This is a genomic window from Hydrogenophaga sp. GW456-12-10-14-TSB4, assembly GCF_059424305.1.
On sequence record NZ_JBWKZH010000054.1, the window covers coordinates 1 to 17947 of the forward strand.

General features: G+C 66.8%; 18 protein-coding genes. 7 read left to right on the plus strand and 11 right to left on the minus strand.

Annotated elements, in window-relative coordinates:
• From AC07ZS_RS22080 to AC07ZS_RS22110, 7 genes are all read left to right on the plus strand, one after another.
• The coding region (locus AC07ZS_RS22080; protein ID WP_494800681.1) for a FimV/HubP family polar landmark protein at nt 1-1318 on the plus strand (1318 nt) is incomplete at its 5' end.
• A gap of 23 nt (nt 1319-1341) precedes the next feature.
• Nucleotides 1342-2157 (plus strand): tRNA pseudouridine(38-40) synthase TruA, encoded by an 816-nt coding sequence (gene truA, locus AC07ZS_RS22085; protein WP_494800682.1) that lies wholly within the window; start codon nt 1342-1344, stop codon nt 2155-2157.
• On the plus strand, nt 2154-2834 hold the full coding sequence (locus tag AC07ZS_RS22090) for a phosphoribosylanthranilate isomerase (RefSeq protein WP_494800683.1): 681 nt from the start codon (nt 2154-2156) through the stop codon (nt 2832-2834). The genes truA and AC07ZS_RS22090 overlap by 4 nt, the downstream gene beginning before the upstream one ends.
• Before the next feature lie 43 nt (nt 2835-2877).
• The gene (trpB, locus tag AC07ZS_RS22095; protein WP_494800684.1) at nt 2878-4149 is read left to right on the plus strand and encodes a tryptophan synthase subunit beta; all 1272 of its coding nucleotides are present in this window, start codon (nt 2878-2880) and stop codon (nt 4147-4149) included.
• A complete protein-coding gene (gene trpA, locus AC07ZS_RS22100) occupies nt 4146-4955 on the plus strand; it encodes a tryptophan synthase subunit alpha (protein WP_494800685.1) in 810 nt (269 codons plus the stop codon). Before trpB ends, trpA begins: the two co-directional genes overlap by 4 nt.
• Nucleotides 4956-5094: 139 nt before the next feature.
• Nucleotides 5095-5973, plus strand: coding sequence for an acetyl-CoA carboxylase, carboxyltransferase subunit beta (accD, locus tag AC07ZS_RS22105; protein WP_494800686.1), 879 nt, complete (start codon nt 5095-5097; stop codon nt 5971-5973).
• Complete coding sequence (locus AC07ZS_RS22110; protein WP_494800687.1) at nt 5970-6650, plus strand: LON peptidase substrate-binding domain-containing protein; 681 nt, start codon at nt 5970-5972, stop codon at nt 6648-6650. Before accD ends, AC07ZS_RS22110 begins: the two co-directional genes overlap by 4 nt.
• 4 nt (nt 6651-6654) lie before the next feature.
• Here AC07ZS_RS22110 and nagZ read toward each other — a convergent pair whose 3' ends face one another.
• The 11 genes from nagZ to AC07ZS_RS22165 all read right to left on the minus strand — a co-directional run bounded on the left by nagZ (nt 6655) and on the right by AC07ZS_RS22165 (nt 17945).
• Complete coding sequence (gene nagZ, locus AC07ZS_RS22115; protein WP_494800688.1) at nt 6655-7749, minus strand: beta-N-acetylhexosaminidase; 1095 nt, start codon at nt 7747-7749, stop codon at nt 6655-6657.
• Nucleotides 7750-7768: 19 nt separating this feature from the next.
• Nucleotides 7769-8161: a holo-ACP synthase gene (gene acpS / locus AC07ZS_RS22120; RefSeq protein ID WP_494800689.1), complete on the minus strand. Its 393-nt coding sequence runs from the start codon at nt 8159-8161 to the stop codon at nt 7769-7771.
• Entirely contained in the window at nt 8158-8931 is a 774-nt protein-coding gene (locus AC07ZS_RS22125) for a pyridoxine 5'-phosphate synthase (RefSeq protein WP_494800690.1), read from the minus strand. Before AC07ZS_RS22125 ends, acpS begins: the two co-directional genes overlap by 4 nt.
• Nucleotides 8928-9746 (minus strand): DNA repair protein RecO, encoded by an 819-nt coding sequence (gene recO / locus AC07ZS_RS22130; RefSeq protein ID WP_494800691.1) that lies wholly within the window; start codon nt 9744-9746, stop codon nt 8928-8930. The genes AC07ZS_RS22125 and recO overlap by 4 nt, the downstream gene beginning before the upstream one ends.
• A gap of 45 nt (nt 9747-9791) precedes the next feature.
• Nucleotides 9792-10826, minus strand: a complete 1035-nt coding sequence (gene era, locus AC07ZS_RS22135; RefSeq protein WP_494800692.1) for a GTPase Era — start codon at nt 10824-10826, stop codon at nt 9792-9794.
• Nucleotides 10827-10829: 3 nt separating this feature from the next.
• A complete protein-coding gene (gene rnc, locus AC07ZS_RS22140; protein WP_494800693.1) occupies nt 10830-11567 on the minus strand; it encodes a ribonuclease III in 738 nt (245 codons plus the stop codon).
• A gap of 43 nt (nt 11568-11610) precedes the next feature.
• Nucleotides 11611-11958 carry a DUF4845 domain-containing protein gene (locus tag AC07ZS_RS22145; RefSeq protein ID WP_494800694.1) on the minus strand — a complete coding sequence of 116 codons (348 nt, stop codon included), beginning with the start codon at nt 11956-11958 and terminating at the stop codon, nt 11611-11613.
• Nucleotides 11959-11989: 31 nt separating this feature from the next.
• A complete protein-coding gene (gene lepB / locus AC07ZS_RS22150; protein ID WP_494800695.1) occupies nt 11990-12955 on the minus strand; it encodes a signal peptidase I in 966 nt (321 codons plus the stop codon).
• A gap of 11 nt (nt 12956-12966) precedes the next feature.
• A complete protein-coding gene (lepA, locus tag AC07ZS_RS22155) occupies nt 12967-14775 on the minus strand; it encodes a translation elongation factor 4 (RefSeq protein WP_494800696.1) in 1809 nt (602 codons plus the stop codon).
• A 509-nt stretch (nt 14776-15284) separates the two neighbouring features.
• Nucleotides 15285-16781 (minus strand): DegQ family serine endoprotease, encoded by a 1497-nt coding sequence (locus tag AC07ZS_RS22160; protein ID WP_494800697.1) that lies wholly within the window; start codon nt 16779-16781, stop codon nt 15285-15287.
• 102 nt (nt 16782-16883) lie between these two features.
• Nucleotides 16884-17945 (minus strand): MucB/RseB C-terminal domain-containing protein, encoded by a 1062-nt coding sequence (locus AC07ZS_RS22165; protein WP_494800698.1) that lies wholly within the window; start codon nt 17943-17945, stop codon nt 16884-16886.
• Nucleotides 17946-17947 lie beyond the last annotated feature (2 nt).

Sequence of the window (17947 nt, forward strand, 5' to 3'; positions counted from 1 at the left end):
CGCCCCGGTGAAACCCCCGCTGCCGGTGCCCACGCCGCTGCCCGACGAGCCCTCGTTCTTCGACCAACTGCGCGAAAACCCGCTGGCCCTGCCGCTGGCCGGCGGCCTGCTGGCTTTGCTGGCAGGTCTGGGCCTCTACCGCATGCGCCAGCGCAAGCACGGCTCCAGCGTGGACAGCTCCTTCCTTGAAAGCCGGTTGCAGCCCGATTCGTTCTTCGGCTCCAGCGGCGGTCAGCGCATCGACACGGCAGAGTCCGTGGCCTCTGGCTCGTCCATGGTGTACTCGCCCAGCCAACTGGATGCGGCGGGTGATGTGGACCCGGTGGCGGAAGCCGATGTCTACCTGGCCTATGGCCGCGATCTGCAGGCCGAGGAAATCCTCAAGGAAGCGATGCGCAGCACCCCCACGCGCGTGGCCATCCACAACAAGCTGCTGGAGATCTATGCCAAGCGCCGCGATGCGCGCGCGTTCGAGGTGGTGGCCACGGAGGCTTATGGCCTCACGCAGGGCCAGGGCCCCGAGTGGGAGCACGCCTGCGAACTCGGCAAGGAACTGGATCCCTCCAACCCCCTGTACCAGCCGGGCGGCAGCCCTGCCGTCAAGGTCGCGGCCACGGCCGGCATTGCCGGTGCCGGTCTGAACACCATGCCCTTCACCGCCAGCACGCTCAACGAGCCCGGCAAGGCGGCCACCCCGTCCGGCTTGGGGGACCTCGACCTCGATCTCGACTTTTCACTCGACGAACCCTCGGACGCGGCACCGCTGTCGGCAGCGTCCGCCGCAGAGGCCGGCATGTCCAGCATGGACGACCTCAAGATGACCGAGGCCCTGACCAGCGCCCGCGTGCAGGAAAAAGAGGGCCCGTCCTCGTCGATGTCGATGGACTTCGATCTGGATTTCCCGTCGGGCCCTGCCCCGCTGCAGGAGCATGCGCCCGAGCCGGCGCAAGCCCTGGATCGCACGCCGGCGTCCGACTTCGACGCGCTGTCGTTCGACGATGGCCCGATCCTCGACCTTGACGCCTCGCACGCGCCGAATGCCAGCGCACCGACCCCGCCCCCGGCAGCGCCCGAGATGCTGTCGTTCGACCTGAACAACCTCAACCTCGACCTGAGCGCCCCGCCGGTGGAAGACGACGCCACCTCGGCCGGCCGCCTGACGGAAGAAAATCCGCTGGAGACCAAGCTGTCCCTGGCCGAAGAATTCCGCGCGATCGGTGACTTCGAGGGTGCACGTTCGCTGGCCGAGGAAGTGCTGGCCGAAGCCTCCGGTTCGCTCAAGGCCAAAGCCGGCACCTTCCTGGCGGACCTGGCCTGACGCGCACCCCGGGTTTCTCGCCTTTGCCCCAGCCACCCCAGGAGCCCAGCCGCACCCGCGTCGCACTGGGCGTGAGCTACAACGGTCGCGCCTACGACGGCTGGCAAAGCCAGCCGGGCGGGCGCACCGTGCAAGACCACCTCGAACAGGCGCTGGCGCGGTTCATCGCGCAGGACGCGGTGAAGACCCTTTGCGCCGGCCGCACCGATGCCGGCGTGCACGGCCTCATGCAGGTGGTGCACTTCGACACCCCGGTCGAGCGGCCGGAGAACGCCTGGGTTCGCGGCACCAACAGCTTTCTGCCCGACAACATCGCCGTGCAATGGGCGCGGCACGTGCCGCAGAGCTTTCATGCCCGGGCGAGCGCCCGCTCGCGCCGCTACGCCTATGTGCTGCTCGAATCGCCCGTGCGCCCGAGCGTGGACGCCGGCCAGGTCGGCTGGGTGTTCCGCCCTCTGGCGCTGGAGCCCATGCTGCAGGCCGCGCAGACCCTGCTGGGCGAACACGACTTCACCTCGTTCCGGGCAGCGCAGTGCCAGGCCCATTCGCCGGTCAAACACCTCATGCGGGTGGACATTGCACGCCGGGGAAGCTATTGGCGCTTCGAGTTCGAGGCCTCGGCCTTCCTGCACCACATGATCCGCAACATCATGGGCTGCCTGATCGCCATCGGCAGCGGCAACCGCCCCGCTGCCTGGATGACCGAGGTGCTGGAGGCCCGCAGCCGCGACGCCGCCGCCCCGACCTTTTCCCCTGACGGCCTGTACTTTCTCGGACCGGTCTACGATGCGGGGTTGGGCCTGCCCCAGCGCACACCCGCCTTCGACTGGCTGCCATGACCACCCACCACCGCACGCGCATCAAGATCTGCGGCCTCACCCGTGAGGCGGACGTGGACGCGGCCGTCCGGGCCGGCGCCGACGCCATCGGCTTCGTGCTGTACGCCCCAAGCCCGCGCCATGTGACGGCTCAGCGCGCGGGCGAGCTCGCACGCCGCCTGCCGCCCTTCGTGACGCCCGTGCTGCTGTTCGTCAACGCCTCCGCCGACCAGATCCGCCAGGGCTGCGAGGCGGTGCCCCAGGCCCTGCTGCAGTTCCATGGCGATGAAACGCCCGCTGAATGCCAGGCCGTCGGCCGCCCGTACCTGCGCGCGGCACGGATTCCCACCGGCCCTGCGGGAGCGGGCTTCGATCTTCTAAAATACGCTTCGGACCACTCGGCCGCCCAGGCCATCCTGCTCGACGCGCTCGTCGAGGGCTATGGCGGCGGTGGTCAATCCTTTGACTGGACAGCCTTCCCTTGGTCACATCCACTTCTAAACGCCAGCTCTCGCCTCGTTTTGTCTGGTGGACTCACGCCTGCAAACGTGACCGATGGCATCACGCGCGTGCGGCCCTGGGCCGTTGACGTGAGCTCCGGGGTCGAAGCCGCCAAAGGCATCAAGGACCCCGACAAGATGCTCGCCTTCGTGGCCGCCGTTCGGGCGGCCGATGCGCAGACTCCCTGCCCGACCTGATCCCCTCCATGGGGTCAGGCTGGCAGTCCCACCGAGACACCCCATGCAGACGACCTACCAACAACCCGACGCCCGCGGCCATTTCGGCATCTACGGCGGCAGCTTCGTGAGCGAGACGCTCACTCACGCGATCAACGAACTCAAGGCCGCGTACGCGAAGTACCAGCACGACCCCGAGTTCCTGGCCGAATTCGAGAGCGAGCTGGCCCATTTCGTGGGCCGCCCCAGCCCGGTCTACCACGCCGCGCGCATGAGCCGCGAGGCCGGCGGCGCGCAGATCTTCCTCAAGCGCGAAGACCTCAACCACACCGGCGCGCACAAGGTGAACAACACCATCGGCCAGGCCATGCTGGCGCGCCGCATGGGCAAGCCGCGTGTCATCGCCGAAACCGGCGCAGGCCAGCACGGCGTGGCCACCGCGACCATCTGCGCGCGCTATGGCCTGGAGTGCGTGGTCTACATGGGCAGCGAGGACGTGAAGCGCCAGAGCCCCAACGTGTACCGCATGAAACTGCTGGGCGCCACCGTGGTGCCGGTGGAGTCGGGCAGCAAGACGCTCAAGGATGCCCTGAACGAGGCCATGCGCGACTGGGTGGCCAACGTCGACAACACCTTCTACATCATCGGCACCGTGGCCGGCCCGCACCCCTACCCGATGATGGTGCGCGACTTCCAGAGCGTGATCGGCAAGGAGTGCCTGGTGCAGGTGCCCGAGATGCTGGCCGCCGCCGGATGCCGCGGCGAACAGCCCGACGCGGTGATCGCCTGCGTGGGCGGCGGCAGCAACGCCATGGGCATTTTCCACCCCTACATCCCCTATGAAGGCACCCGCCTCATCGGCGTGGAGGCCGCTGGCGAAGGCCTGGAGAGCGGCAAGCATTCGGCCTCCTTGCAAATGGGCAGCCCGGGCGTGCTGCACGGCAACCGCACCTACGTGCTGCAGGACGACAACGGCCAGGTGACCGAGACCCACAGCATCAGCGCGGGCCTGGACTACCCCGGCGTGGGCCCGGAACACGCCTTCCTGAAGGACATCGGCCGCGCCGAGTACGTCGGCATCACCGACACCGAGGCGCTGGAAGCCTTCCACCACCTGTGCCGCACCGAGGGCATCATCCCCGCGCTGGAGTCCAGCCACGCCGTGGCCTATGCCCTCAAGCTGGCCAAGACCATGAAGCCCGATCAATCCATCCTGGTCAACCTCTCGGGCCGGGGCGACAAGGACATCGGCACCGTGGCCGACCTGTCGGGTGTCGATTTTTATGACAGACCTTCCATGCGCGGGCTCACCGTGAAGGGGGGCAACGCCAAATGAGCCGCATCGAAAACACCCTCTCCCAGCTCAAGGCCCAGGGCCGCAAGGCCTTGATTCCTTACGTCACGGCCGGCTTCCCGTTCGCCGACATCACGCCCGACCTGATGCACGGCATGGCCGACGCCGGGGCCGACATCATCGAGCTGGGCGTCCCCTTCTCCGATCCGTCGGCCGACGGGCCCGTGATCCAGAAAGCCGGCGACCGCGCGCTGGCGCTGGGCATCGGCCTGACCCAGGTGCTGGCCATGGTGCGCAGCTTCCGCGAGCGCAACGACACCACGCCGGTGGTGCTCATGGGCTATGCCAACCCGGTGGAACGCTACGACCAGAAGCATGGCGCCGGCGCCTTCGTGCGCGATGCCAGCAGCGCGGGCGTGGACGGCGTGCTGATCGTCGACTACCCGCCCGAGGAATGCGAGGAATTCGCCGCCTCGCTGCGCGCACACGGCATGGACCTGATCTTCCTGCTGGCGCCCACCTCCACCGATGAGCGCATGGCGCAGGTGGCGCGCGTGGCCAGTGGTTATGTGTACTACGTGTCGCTCAAGGGCGTCACCGGTGCCGGCACGCTGGACGTCGGTCAGGTCGAGGCCATGTTGCCCCGCATCCGCGCGCACGTGAGCGTGCCGGTGGGCGTGGGCTTCGGCATCCGCGACGCCGAAACGGCGCGCGCCATCGGCCAGACGGCCGACGCGGTCGTCATCGGCAGCAAGATCATCCAGTTGCTGGAGAACGAACCCCACGAAAAGGTGGTGGCGGTGGCCATCCAGTTCCTTCGCACCATCCGGAAAGCGCTCGACGCATAACCGGGCCCCCACGCTCCACCGCTGCGCGGGTCGCTGCCCCCAAGGGGGCTGGGCCTGCCTTGGGGGCGGCCCGGCGGCTGGCCCGCGCCCGACCTCTCCCATGGTTTAATTCCCTTTGTCCCCCCGCAAGGAGAGAAACATGTCCTGGCTCGAAAAACTGCTCCCCCCCAAGATCACCCCCACCGACCCGACCGAGCGCCGCAGCGTGCCCGAGGGCCTGTGGATCAAGTGCCCGAGCTGCGAAGCCGTGCTCTACAAGAACGATCTGGAAAAGAACCAGAACGTCTGCCCGCATTGCAGCCACCACCACCGCATCGGTGCGCGCGCGCGCCTCAATGCGTTCCTGGACGCCGAAGGCCGCTACGAGATCGCCCAGGAAGTGCTGCCGGTGGATGCGCTCAAGTTCAAGGACAGCCGCAAGTACCCGGAACGCCTGAAAGATGCGCTGGAAACCACGGGCGAGACCGATGCGCTGGTCGTCATGGGCGGCGCGGTGCGCGGCATCAGCCTGGTGGTGGCGTGCTTTGAATTCGACTTCATGGGCGGCTCCATGGGCTCGGTGGTCGGCGAGCGCTTCGTGCGCGGCGTTGAAGAGGCCATCGCCCAGAAGGTGCCGTTCATCTGCTTCACCGCCACCGGCGGTGCGCGCATGCAGGAAGGCCTGCTCTCGCTCATGCAGATGGCCAAGACCAACGCGGCCCTGACGCGCCTGGCCAAGAAGGGCCTGCCCTACATCAGCGTGCTGACCGACCCGACCATGGGCGGGGTGAGCGCGGGCTTCGCCTTCGTGGGCGATGTGGTGATCGCCGAACCCCGGGCGCTGATCGGCTTTGCCGGCCCGCGCGTGATCGAGAACACCGTGCGCGTGAAGCTGCCCGAAGGCTTCCAGCGCGCCGAGTTCCTGCAGACCAAGGGCGCGGTGGACTTCATCTGCGACCGTCGAGAACTGCGCGCCACCATCGCCAACGCGCTGGCCATGCTGCAGCGCCAGAGCGCCGACGCGGTGGTCGACGATTGAGTTCCACCTCCGGGACTGAGGCGCTCACGCTGTCGCAGCTCCCGCTGTTCCCGCTGCAGACGGTTCTGTACCCCGGCGGCTGGCTTTCGCTGCGCATCTTCGAGGTGCGCTACCTCGACATGATCGGCCGTTGCCACAAGACGGGCGCGCCCTTCGGCGTGGTCTGCCTGAGCGAAGGCAGCGAAGTGCGGCGCCTGGATCCCCAGGCGCCACCCGGCGGCGACGGTTTTGCCAAGGAAGTGTTTCACCCGGTGGGCACCCTGGCGCAGATCGAACACCTGGAACGGCCGCAGCCCGGTCTCATGATGATCCGATGCCGCGCCCTCCAGCGGTTTCACGTGCAGCGGCGCAGCCAGCTGCCCCATGGCCTCTGGGTGGCCGACGTGCAGCTCGACGAGCCGGAGGCCGTGGTGCCGGTGCCGGAGCACCTGGCCGGCACGCGCGACGGCCTGCAGCGCCTGCTGCAGAACCTGCAGGAACGCGACCCGGACAGCCTGGACCAGTTGCCCCTGCAGCCGCCCTACCAGTGGGACGACAGTGGCTGGGTGGCCAACCGCTGGGCCGAGCTGCTGCCCGCACCGGCCGAGCTCAAGCAGCGCCTGATGGCGCTCGACAACCCTTTGCTGCGCCTGGAGCTGGTGTCGGACCTGCTGGACAAGCTGAACCTGAACCGCTGAGCGGTCAGCCCGGCAGCAGCGACAAGGCCTGCATGTAGCGCTCGCTGACCATCAGCGCATCCCAGTCCGGCGCGGCCATGCGGGGCAGCAGCGCGAGGCGGCGTTCTTCGCTCGCCGCGCTGGGCTGCCAGCGGCCCTCCAGCACCGCCCGGGACAGGGCGTCGATCGCCTCGTCGATGGGGGCACCACCATCCACCACCGACTGGTTGCACAACAACACCATGTCGCCACCCGCCGTCAGTGCGGCCAGCGCGGCATCGGTGAAGCTCACTTCACGGCCGCCGATCTGCCTGGCCGCCGCCATGCTGAGGTCGTCGCTGAAGATCGCGCCGGTGAAGCCGAGGCGGTGCCGCAGGATGTCCTGCAGCCAGCGTGAAGAGAAACCGGCCGGCCGGTCGTCCACCTTGGGGTAGATCACGTGCGCCGGCATCACGGCCTGCAGGCTGGCCGAGAGCCAGCCATAGGGTGCGGCGTCCTCGGCCAGGATGGCTTTGAGGCTGCGCCGGTCCACCGGGATCGCGAGATGCGAGTCGGCCTTGACGAAGCCATGGCCGGGGAAATGCTTGCCGCAGTGACCCATGCCACTCTGCAGCAGGCCGTGCATCACGCCCTGCGCCAGCACCGTGACCAGGCGCGGATCGCGCCCGAAGGCGCGGTCGCCGATCACCGAGCTCTCGCCGTAATCCAGATCGAGCACCGGCGCGAAGGTGAGGTCCACGCCGCAGGCGCGCAACTCGGCGCCCAGCACGAAGCCCACGGCGGTCGCGGCGTTGCTCGCCTGCAGGGCCGGCGCGCCGTCGGGCTCACCGGCCTTGGGGCTGCGCAGCCACATCTCGCCCAGGGCGGCCATGGCCGGCAGGTGGGTGAAGCCGTCGGTGCGAAAGCGCTGCACTCGCCCGCCCTCGTGGTCCACCGCGATCAGCAGGTCGGGTCGCACGGCCTTGATCTGGCGGCACAGCGCCGTGAGTTGGGCCCGGTCCTGCCAATTGCGGCCGAACAGGATGGCGCCGCCGACCAGGGGATGGGCGAGGCGCTGGCGGTCCAGCGTGGTCAGGCTGTGGCCGGCCACGTCGATGATGAGAGGAGCGTGAGGGTTCATGGAAACAGATTCGGAAAAGTCAGTCCCGCTCCACCACCACGAAGCTGGCAGCGTAGTCGGTTTCGTCGGTCACGGTCACGTGCGCGCGCAGGCCCTGCGCCTCGAACCAGGTCTTCAGATCCCCGTGCAGGACGATGACGGGCTGGCCGCTGGGCAGGTTGTTGATCTCGCAGCGCCGCCAGGTCATGGGCAGGCGCATGCCCATGCCCACCGCCTTGGAAAACGCCTCCTTGGCGGAGAAGCGGGTGGCCAGGTAGCGCAGGCCGCGCTGGGGCCAGCGCGCGCTGCGCTTTTGCCAGACGGCGAATTCGGCATCGGTCAGCACCTTGCGCACGAAGCGCTCGCCTTGGCGCTGCAGCACGGCTTCGATGCGCCGGATGTCGCAGATGTCGGTGCCAATGCCGTAGATCATGGCGCGAAGGCGTCGGCGATGCAGCGGTTGTAGTCGGCGATGGTGGCGCTGTAGCCCAGCTCCAGCGCGTCGGCGATGAGGGCGTGGCCGATGGACACCTCGCTCACCCCACGCACCGCGCGCAGGAACGCCGTGAGGTTCTCTCGGTTCAGGTCGTGCCCGGCATTCACCCCCAGGCCGGCATCCAGCGCGGCCTGGGCGGCGACCCGGAAGCGCTGCAATTGCGCGTCGCGCTGCGGCGTGTGCCAGGCCGCCGCATAGGGCTCCGTGTAAAGCTCCACGCGATCGGCCCCCACCGCCTTGGCACCGGCCATCTGGTCGGGCTCGGCGTCCATGAACAGGCTCACGCGCACGCCCAGGGCGTGGGCCTCGGCGATCAGCGGGCGCAGGCGTTCGGCGTCGGCCGGGAAGCTCCAGCCGTGGTCGCTCGTGAACTGGCCTTCGCTGTCGGGGACGAAGGTGACCTGCTGCGGGCGCAGCTCGCGCACGAAGCCCATGAGGTTGTGAAACGGATTGCCTTCGATGTTGAACTCGCGGTCGGGCCATGCCTTGAGCAGATCGGCGAGGTCGTGCACGTCCTGCGCGCGGATGTGGCGCTCGTCGGGCCGCGGATGCACCGTGATGCCGCGTGCGCCGGCCTGCAGACACAGCGTGGCCGCCCGCGTGACCGACGGAATGCCCAGATGCCGCGTGTTGCGGACCAGCGCCACCTTGTTGAGGTTCACCGACAAGGCGGTCTGAGGATGCGGGGATCGGGGAGCCACGGTCATGGTGCGGTCGCGGTGGGAAGGGTGTCAGGGGAGGAACCGGTGCCAGGATCCGGCGGCGTTCGCGGCCGGGTCATGGCTTGCACATCGAGCATCAGCTGGCGGGTCTTGAACACGCGCACGCCGCAATGGTAGTGCAGCAGGTTGCGCAGGGGCACGCGCACGGCCTGCAGGCAGGCGGCGCAGGCGCGCAAGGTGGGGATGAAGGGCGCCGGTTCGTCCATGGCGGCCTGCAGGTCCAGCCAGTGTTCTCCGGTCAGCGCCTGGCTGTCGTCGTCCTGCGCGGGCACCAGACCGCTCTCGGGTACCAGCACATAGCGGCGCTGAGGGTCCAGGTCGGCCAGGGTGCTGCTCTCCTGGGCCAGGTCGGGCAACAGGCCCACATCGCGCAACAACAGCAGTTCAAACGCACGCAGGATGAGCGGTTGCGCATCGCTCTTCTCCGCCAGCAGCTGCACGGCGGTGGCGAAGTGGTCGAACAGGCGTTCGTGCGGATCGTCGCGCGCGAGCAGGCGCATGAGCAGCTCGTTCAGGTAGCTGCCCGAGATCAGCGCCTCGCCCGTGGGCATGACGTGCCCGCCCTGCCAGTGCGCCGCCTTGAGCGTCCGCACCTCGGCGCCACCGCTCCAGGACAGGCTCAGCGGCTGCAAGGGCAGCAACACGGGACGGAACTGGGAGGTGGGCCGCTTCACCCCTTTGGCGACCAGGGCGATGCGGCCCTGGCGGCGGGTGAAAACCTCCAGCACCAGGCTGGTCTCGCTCCAGTCGTAGCGGTGCAGGACAAAAGCGGGTTCGTCGGAGAAGCGTTTCAGGGCCATGCCGTCTGGCCTCGTGTGCCGGTCGCGGGTCCAGCGGCCGCCGGCTTACTCGTAGCCGAACGAACGCACGCGAGCGTCGTCGTCCGCCCAACCCGAGCGCACCTTCACCCACAGCTCCAGGAACACCTTGCAATCCCAGAGCTTCTCGAGTTCCTGCCGGGCCTCGGTGCCGATGCGCTTGAGCTTCTCGCCCTTCTCACCGATCACCATGCCCTTGTGCCCTTCGCGCTCGACCACGATGGTGGCGGCGATGCGCTTGAGCGTGCCCTCTTCCTCGAACTTGTCGATGATCACGGTGGAGGTGTAGGGCAGCTCGTCGCCGGTCAGGCGGAACAGCTTCTCCCGAACCATCTCGCTGGCCATGAAGCGCTCGCTGCGGTCCGTCAGGTCGTCCGGGTCGTGCATCCAGGGCTGCTGCGGCAGGTACTTCTCGCAGATCGAGAACAGGCGCTGGATGTCCTTGGGCGCCTTGGCCGACATGGGCACGAATTCGGCAAAAGGATGGCGCTCCTGCATGGAGCGCAGCCAGGGCGCCAGATCGCCCCGGCGGTGCACCAGGTCGAACTTGTTGGCCACCAGCATCACCGGCACATTGGCCGGCAGCAGCGAGAGCACCTTGGCGTCGGCCAGGTTGAAATGACCGGCCTCCACGACGAAGAGAATCAGGTCGACATCGTTCACCGCGCCCAGCACCGTCTTGTTCAAAGCGCGGTTGAGCGCGTTGCCGTGGCGGGTCTGGAAGCCCGGCGTGTCCACGAACACGAACTGCGTGGGCCCCACAGTGCGCATGCCGGTGATGCGGTGGCGCGTGGTCTGCGCCTTGCGCGAGGTGATGCTCACCTTCTGCCCGACGAGTGCGTTGAGCAAGGTGGATTTGCCCACGTTGGGCTTGCCGACGATGGCCACATAGCCGCAGCGCTGGTCTGCGGGGGCCACGGGCGCCGCCTCTGCCGTGGCGGGCGGCAGGTCACCCGCGGCCGGATCGCCGTCGGGTGCAGCGGCCGTGTCTTTGCCCAGGACCCGGGCCAGCATGGCGTCCAGGTCGGGGTTGGCGGATGGAGGTGGGGTGGGAGCGGACATGAATCAGGAAGACGGGTTGGTGCGGGACACCTTGGGGGCATCGGTGGGCTTGGCGGCGGTGGCCGGGCCGGTGGTCAGGTGCTGCAGCATGGCGGCGGCGGCGGCCTGCTCGCCGGCGCGGCGGGAGGCCCCGATGCCACGCTCGCTGTGTCCGGATTCCGTCACGGTGCACTCCACGTCAAAGGTCTGCTTGTGCGCTTCGCCGAGCGTGGCCACGACGCGGTAGACCGGGAGTTTCATTTTGCGCGCCTGGAGCCACTCCTGCAATTCGGTTTTCGGGTCCTTGCCCATCGCGCTCATCTGGGCGCTGAGTTCAACGCCGCTGAACAGGCGGTGCACCAGCGCCGCCGCGACCTCGAAACCCGCGTCGAGGTACACCGCGCCGATCACGGCTTCCAAAGCATCGGCCAGGATCGACGGGCGCTTGTGCCCGCCCGAGCGCTTTTCGCCGTCACCCAGGCGCAGGCAGGCCGAAAGCCCCAGGTCGGAAGCGATCTGGAACAAGGTGTCCTGTTTGACCAGGTTGGCGCGCACCCGGGACAGATCGCCTTCGGGCAACTGGTTGAGCTTCTCGAACAGCAGGCCTGAAATCGCCAGGCTCAGCACCGAATCACCCAGAAACTCCAGGCGCTCGTTGTGGTCGGCCGTGAAGCTGCGATGGGTCAGCGCGCGCTCCAGCAGGCGCGGGTTGGCAAACGGATGTTGGAGGCGCTTCTGCAGCGCCAGCAGTTCGGGGCTCAATGGGACCAGCGCCCGCCGGGGCGCTGCCGGTCCGTCGGGTTCTTCACTTCGAGCGGCCTTCGTATTTCATCACCAGGTGCGCCGGGCCCGCGAGGTGGATCTCGCGCTCATAGGCGAAGGACACCACGACACGATCCCCTTCCTTGCCCACCGTGAGGTCCTTGCCGGCAATGGTGCGGATGTCGTCGATTTGCGCCGCCTTGTCGAAAATGGTGCGCACCTCGGCCACCGTGCTGCCGGCAGCCGCCTTGTCGACGGCCTTCTGCACGGCGAGGTACTCGATGTAGGTGGGGGCCACCTGCGCCAGGATGACGCCCGCGTACGCCAGCAGGACACCGACGATGAGCAGGCCGAAAAAGGTCAAACCCTGTTGTTGTCGCTTCAGCTTCATGTGTTCATCCCCTTGAAACCAACCAGCAGGCTCACTCGAACGACCCGATGCGGCCGAGGTCCCCGAAATTCATCCAGACAAAAAAGGCCTTGCCCACGATGTTCGCGTCCGGCACGAAGCCCCAGTACCGCGAGTCCAGGGAATTGTCGCGATTGTCGCCCATCATGAAATAGTGACCCTGGGGCACCTTGCAGGTGACGCCCTCGACGGTGTACTTGCAGGCGTTGCTGAACGGGAACTCCGTGGTGCCCTGGATGAAGGCCGGCCGGTCGTCGTCGTTGAGCGTGTTGTAGCTGCGCGCGTCCAGGGTTTCGCGGAACTGCCGCGCATAGCGCATGGTCTCGCTGTCGAAGAACTCGGGTTGCGCCACACGCGGCACCGGCTTGCCGTTCACGGTGAGCTGCTTGTTCAGGTAGGCCACCTCGTCGCCCGGCACGCCGATCACCCGCTTGATGTAATCCAGGCTGGGTTGCGGCGGGTAGCGGAACACCATCACGTCGCCCCGCTGGGGGGTGTGGTTCTCCATGATCTTGGTGTTGAAGACCGGCAAGCGCACTCCATAGTGGAATTTGTTCACCAGTATGAGATCGCCCACGCGCAAGGTGGGGATCATGGAGCCAGACGGTATCTTGAAGGGCTCGAACAGAAAGGAGCGCAGCACAAAGACCGCCAGGATCACGGGAAACAGGCCCGCGGTCCAGTCCAGCCACCAAGGCTGGGCGAGCAGTTTCTGGCGCGCGTTGTCCACGTCGCCCTCGATGTGCGTGAAGCCCTGCTTGAGCAAGGCTTCCTTGCGCACGTTGTGCTCATCCAGCAGCCGCTGCGCCGCGCGGCGGCGGCGCGGCAGGAAGACCAGCTTCTCGGCGATCCAGTAAACCCCGGTCACCGCCGTCGCCAGCATCAGCAGCACGGCGAAATTGCCTTCCACCACACCGGTGTACCAAGCGACAGCGTAAGCGACGAACGCCGCCAGGATCACCGCGGTGATCGATGCCATGGCCGCCGGCATCAGTCCTGCACCTGCAAAATGGCGAGAAAGGCCTCTTGGGGCACTTCGACCGAGCCGATCTGTTTCATGCGCTTCTTGCCTGCTTTCTGTTTTTCGAGAAGTTTGCGTTTGCGGGTGATGTCACCGCCGTAGCATTTTGCCAGCACGTTCTTGCGCAGCGCCTTGATGGTTTCGCGGGCGATCACGTTGCCCCCGATGGCGGCCTGGATGGCCACGTCGAACATCTGGCGGCTGATGATCTCGCGCATCTTCGCGGCCACCGCCCGCCCCCGGTACTGCGCCTGGGTGCGGTGCACGATGATGGACAGCGCATCGACCTTCTCGCCGTTGAGCAGGATGTCGACCTTCACCACGTCGGAAGCACGGTACTCCTTGAACTCGTAGTCCATGGAGGCATAGCCCCGGCTGACCGACTTCAGCTTGTCGAAGAAGTCCAGCACGATCTCGCCCAGCGGCATGTCGTAGGTCAGCATGACCTGTTTGCCGTGGTAGGCCATGTTGATCTGCAGGCCCCGCTTCTGGTTGGCCAGCGTCATGACGGCACCCACGTACTCCTGCGGCATGTACAGGTGCACGGTCACGATGGGCTCGCGGATTTCCTCGATCCGGCCCTGGTCGGGCATCTTCGAGGGGTTTTCCACCATCAGGACCTCGCCGTCGGGCTTGACCACCTGGTAGACCACGCTGGGTGCCGTGGTGATCAGGTCCTGGTCGAACTCCCGTTCCAGGCGTTCCTGCACGATCTCCATGTGCAGCAGGCCCAGGAAACCGCAGCGGAAACCGAAACCCAGTGCCTGCGACACTTCCGGCTCGTAGTGCAGCGACGCGTCGTTGAGCTTGAGTTTCTCCAGCGCATCGCGCAGGGCGTCGTACTGGTTGGCCTCGGTCGGGTACAGCCCGGCGAACACCTGGGGTTGCACTTCCTTGAAGCCCGGCAGGGCTTCGGTGGCCGGGCCGGCATTGTTGGGCAGCTTCTTCTCGAGCGTGATGGTGTCGCCCACCTTCGCCGCCTGAAGCTCCTTGATGCCGGCGATGATGTACCCCACCTCGCCGGCTTCCAGGGCGTCGCGCGGCTCGTTGGCCGGCGTGAAGACGCCCAGGTTGTCGGCGTTGTAGACGGTGTTGGTCGCCATCATCTTGAAGCGCTCGCCCTTCTGCAGGCGACCGTCGACCACCCGCACCAGCATCACCACGCCCACGTAGGCGTCGTACCAGCTGTCCACGATCATCGCGCGCAGCGGCGCGTCGGGCCGGCCCTTGGGCGCCGGAATGCGCGCCACCACCGCCTCCAGAATGTCCTCCACGCCCATGCCGGTCTTGGCCGAGCACGGAATGGCGTCGGTGGCATCGATGCCGATCACGTCCTCGATCTCGCTCTTGGCGTTTTCGGGATCGGCATTGGGCAGATCCATCTTGTTGAGCACCGGCACCACCTCCACACCGAGGTCGAGCGCGGTGTAGCAGTTGGCCACGGTCTGGGCCTCGACCCCCTGGCTGGCGTCCACGACCAACAGCGCGCCTTCGCACGCAGAGAGCGAGCGAGACACCTCGTAGGAGAAGTCGACGTGCCCGGGGGTGTCGATCAGGTTGAGGTTGTAGACCTGACCGTCGCGGGCCTTGTACTTGAGCGCGGCGGTCTGCGCCTTGATGGTGATGCCGCGCTCCTTCTCGATGTCCATCGAGTCGAGCACCTGCTCGCTCATCTCGCGATCGGACAGCCCTCCGCACAGGGAAATGATGCGATCAGCGAGCGTGGACTTGCCATGATCGATGTGCGCGATGATCGAAAAATTGCGGATGTGGTTCATCAGGAAAGCGGCTCAGGCACGAGAAAAACGGCGCGTTCACACAGGAACGCGCGGCCATAAAAAAGGGCGCGTCAGCTGCTGACGCGCCCGTAACCAACAATCAATGGCAACTGCGATAGTTGGGGTTTCATTGTAGGCAAAAAGCCCGGAATGCACACCTCCGAACCACCGTCGTTACCCTGTTGCAGCGCAGCAACGTCAAAATTATGCACAGCTTACTCACAGGAAAACGGGACAACTTGTGAGGCAGCTGTGGATGACCTGGGAACATCCTGCGGCACTTCCACATCGTGGATCGATGCGGCACATGGGCACAGGAATTTGTTCAGAACGGGCGCTATTTTAACGAATTCGGTCATGAGACCGGCAATGGTTGTAAGCATTCACTAACAAAAAGAGGGTTTTCGACCCGCCGTACTGTGGAAAACCCCGTGTGGCGAATCGGCCACCGCAAAAAATAACCCCCAATCCCAATCGGGACAGGGGGTTATTGGGCAAGGAACGCGGGCTTAGCGTGCTGCGCGGATCACCGCGTACTGCGCCCACTCGCCACGGCGGAACAGCACGTTGATCGGCCGCGTCTTCTCGACCTTGCTCACCGCGGCTTCCACGTCCTTGACGTTGGCGGTCTCGGTGTTGGCGATGGCCACGATCACGTCGCCTTCGCGCAGCCCGGCACGCGCGGCCGGGCCTTCGGCCGAAGCCACGCGCACACCACCTTTGAGATTCAGCTCCTTCTTCTCGGCTGCCGTGAGCTCGGCCAGGCTCAGGCCCAACGCCTGCAGGGCGTTGCTGGACTGCGGCTTGGTCGGCTCCGGTGCGCTGGCCTTGGCCTCCGGGCGCTCCGGCTCGAGCTCGGCGACGATGACCGAAAGCTCGCGTTGGCTGCCCCGGCGGAACACCGTCATGCTGCTCTTGTTGCCCGGTTTGGTGTTGCCCACCAGGCGCGGCAGGTCGACGGACTTGTCGATCTCCTTGCCGTCGAACTTCACGATGATGTCGCCCGGCTCCACGCCGGCCTTGGCCGCCGGCGAATTGGGCTCCACCCCCCGCACCAGCGCGCCCTTGGGTTGGCCCAGGCCGATGGATTCGGCCACGTCCTTGCTCACCTGATCGATCTGCACGCCGATGCGGCCCCGCGTCACGCGCCCGGTGGCCCTGAGCTGGTCGGACACGCGCACCGCCTCGTCGATGGGGATCGCGAACGAGATGCCCTGAAAGCCCCCGGAACGCGAGTAGATCTGGCTGTTGATGCCCACCACCTCGCCGCGCATGTTGATCAGCGGGCCGCCCGAGTTGCCGGGGTTGATGGCCACGTCGGTCTGGATGAAAGGCAGGAAATCGCCCGTGTCGCGCTGTTTGGCACTCACGATGCCCGCGGTCACGGTGTTCTCCAGGCCGAAGGGGGAGCCGATGGCCATCACCCATTCGCCCACGCGCAAGCGGTTGACATCGCCGATCTTGACTGCCGTCAGACCCGTCGTCTCGATCTTCACCACGGCGACGTCGGTGCGCTTGTCGGCCCCCACGAGCTTGGCCTTGAATTCGCGCTTGTCCGGCAAGGTGACGATGAGTTCGTCGGCGCCTTCGACCACGTGCGCGTTCGTCATGATCAACCCGTCCGCACTCAGGATGAAGCCCGAACCCACGCCCCTGGGCTGCGCCTCTTCAGAGGGTGCACGCTCCTGGCGTGGGCCGCGCGGCGTCATGCCGGGTGGAATGGGAATGCCGAAACGGCGGAAGAACTCCAGCATCTGCTCGTCGGAGCTCGATCCGCCTGCGCCGTCCTTGCTGGCGCGTTCGAGCGTGCGGATGTTGACCACCGAAGGCCCCACGAGATCGACGAGGTCGGTGAAATCGGGCAGCCCGCGCACGCTGGCCGCCGGCGGGGCGGTCTGGGCCACGGCGACGGCAGGAAGCGCCAGACCCGCGGCACCGCTCGCCACCAGCGCGGCCATGGTCAGCAAGCCCGGGAAGAAGGAGCGCGAGGTGTCGGAGCGCGTCATGGAAATCCTTTACAGGTTCGCAAGAAAAGAGGATATGCCGAAACACAAAGAGCTGCTCGGCGCATGGCCGGCAGCCGCCCCGAACGGGGCGTGGACCCGCATCTACCGCGTGCGCTCCAGAGCCACCGCAAACCGGCGCAGGGTGGCCACAGGCACCTCGCCCATCACGGTGAGCCAATGCTCGCCCACGCGGCGATTGACAGAATTCGTGGCGCCCACAGTGGCCGACGCCTCCTGCGTGTGGCGCTGGGCGTCAAACGGCTCGACAAAGAGGGACACCGACGCCAGGCCATCCGAGAACACCCATTGCATGGAGGTCTGCTCTGAGCCACCGGGCGCCTCGCGGGTGTGGCAACTCATGGCGGCGAAGCCGGGCACCGGCTCCTTCAGACGCCAGCCTTCCGCCTCGGCCGTCGTTTTCTTCAGCGCGGGTTTGTGGACCTCGTACCCGCGGGTGTCCTTCATGAGCTTCGAGAGCTTCTCCATGCTCACGGGCGCATCCAGTTGCAGCTCGGAGAAGGCCACCTGCTCCATCACCGCACCCTGCTCGCCCAGGGTCTGCAATTTCACCACCAGGCCCGTCTGGCGCTCGGACCAGATGCGGTAACCGAAACGCAGGTCATCGCGCGGCAGGATCTCCACCATATCGGCCAGGTGCCCCGCCACCCGCTGCACACCGACCTCGCGCGCACTGTAGAACTGCGGAATGAGGTTGTTTGGCGTGCGCAGCAGCTCGGGGAACATGCCCAGCGAGTCGCGCTTTTCGACAAATGCGGTCTTCGCCTCCGGCACGAAGGTGATGACTTCCTTGTTGCGGCGAATGGTCGTTCGGGGCGCGCCGGTCAGTGTGTCGACCCGCTCCATCTGCTGCGAGCCGTCGCACACGTGCCAGATCTTCGATGCCGACATGGCACTGCCCGCGGAGACCACCAGGGTGCCGATGTAGGAGCGCCGGTTCGAGGCCTCGTGCATGCGCGTGAGCCACTCGTTGACACTTCGCACGTTGTTTGAAGGCGGGGCGCTCTGCCCGTGCACCGGCGCCATGAACCCCGATGCCAGCGCCACCAGGGCGGCCACCCCCCAGCGCCGGATGACGGGGCGCCGATGTCGGAACCGCAGCACGCTCACATCACCGCGAAAAGGCAGGGTCATAGCCAGCGTCATGG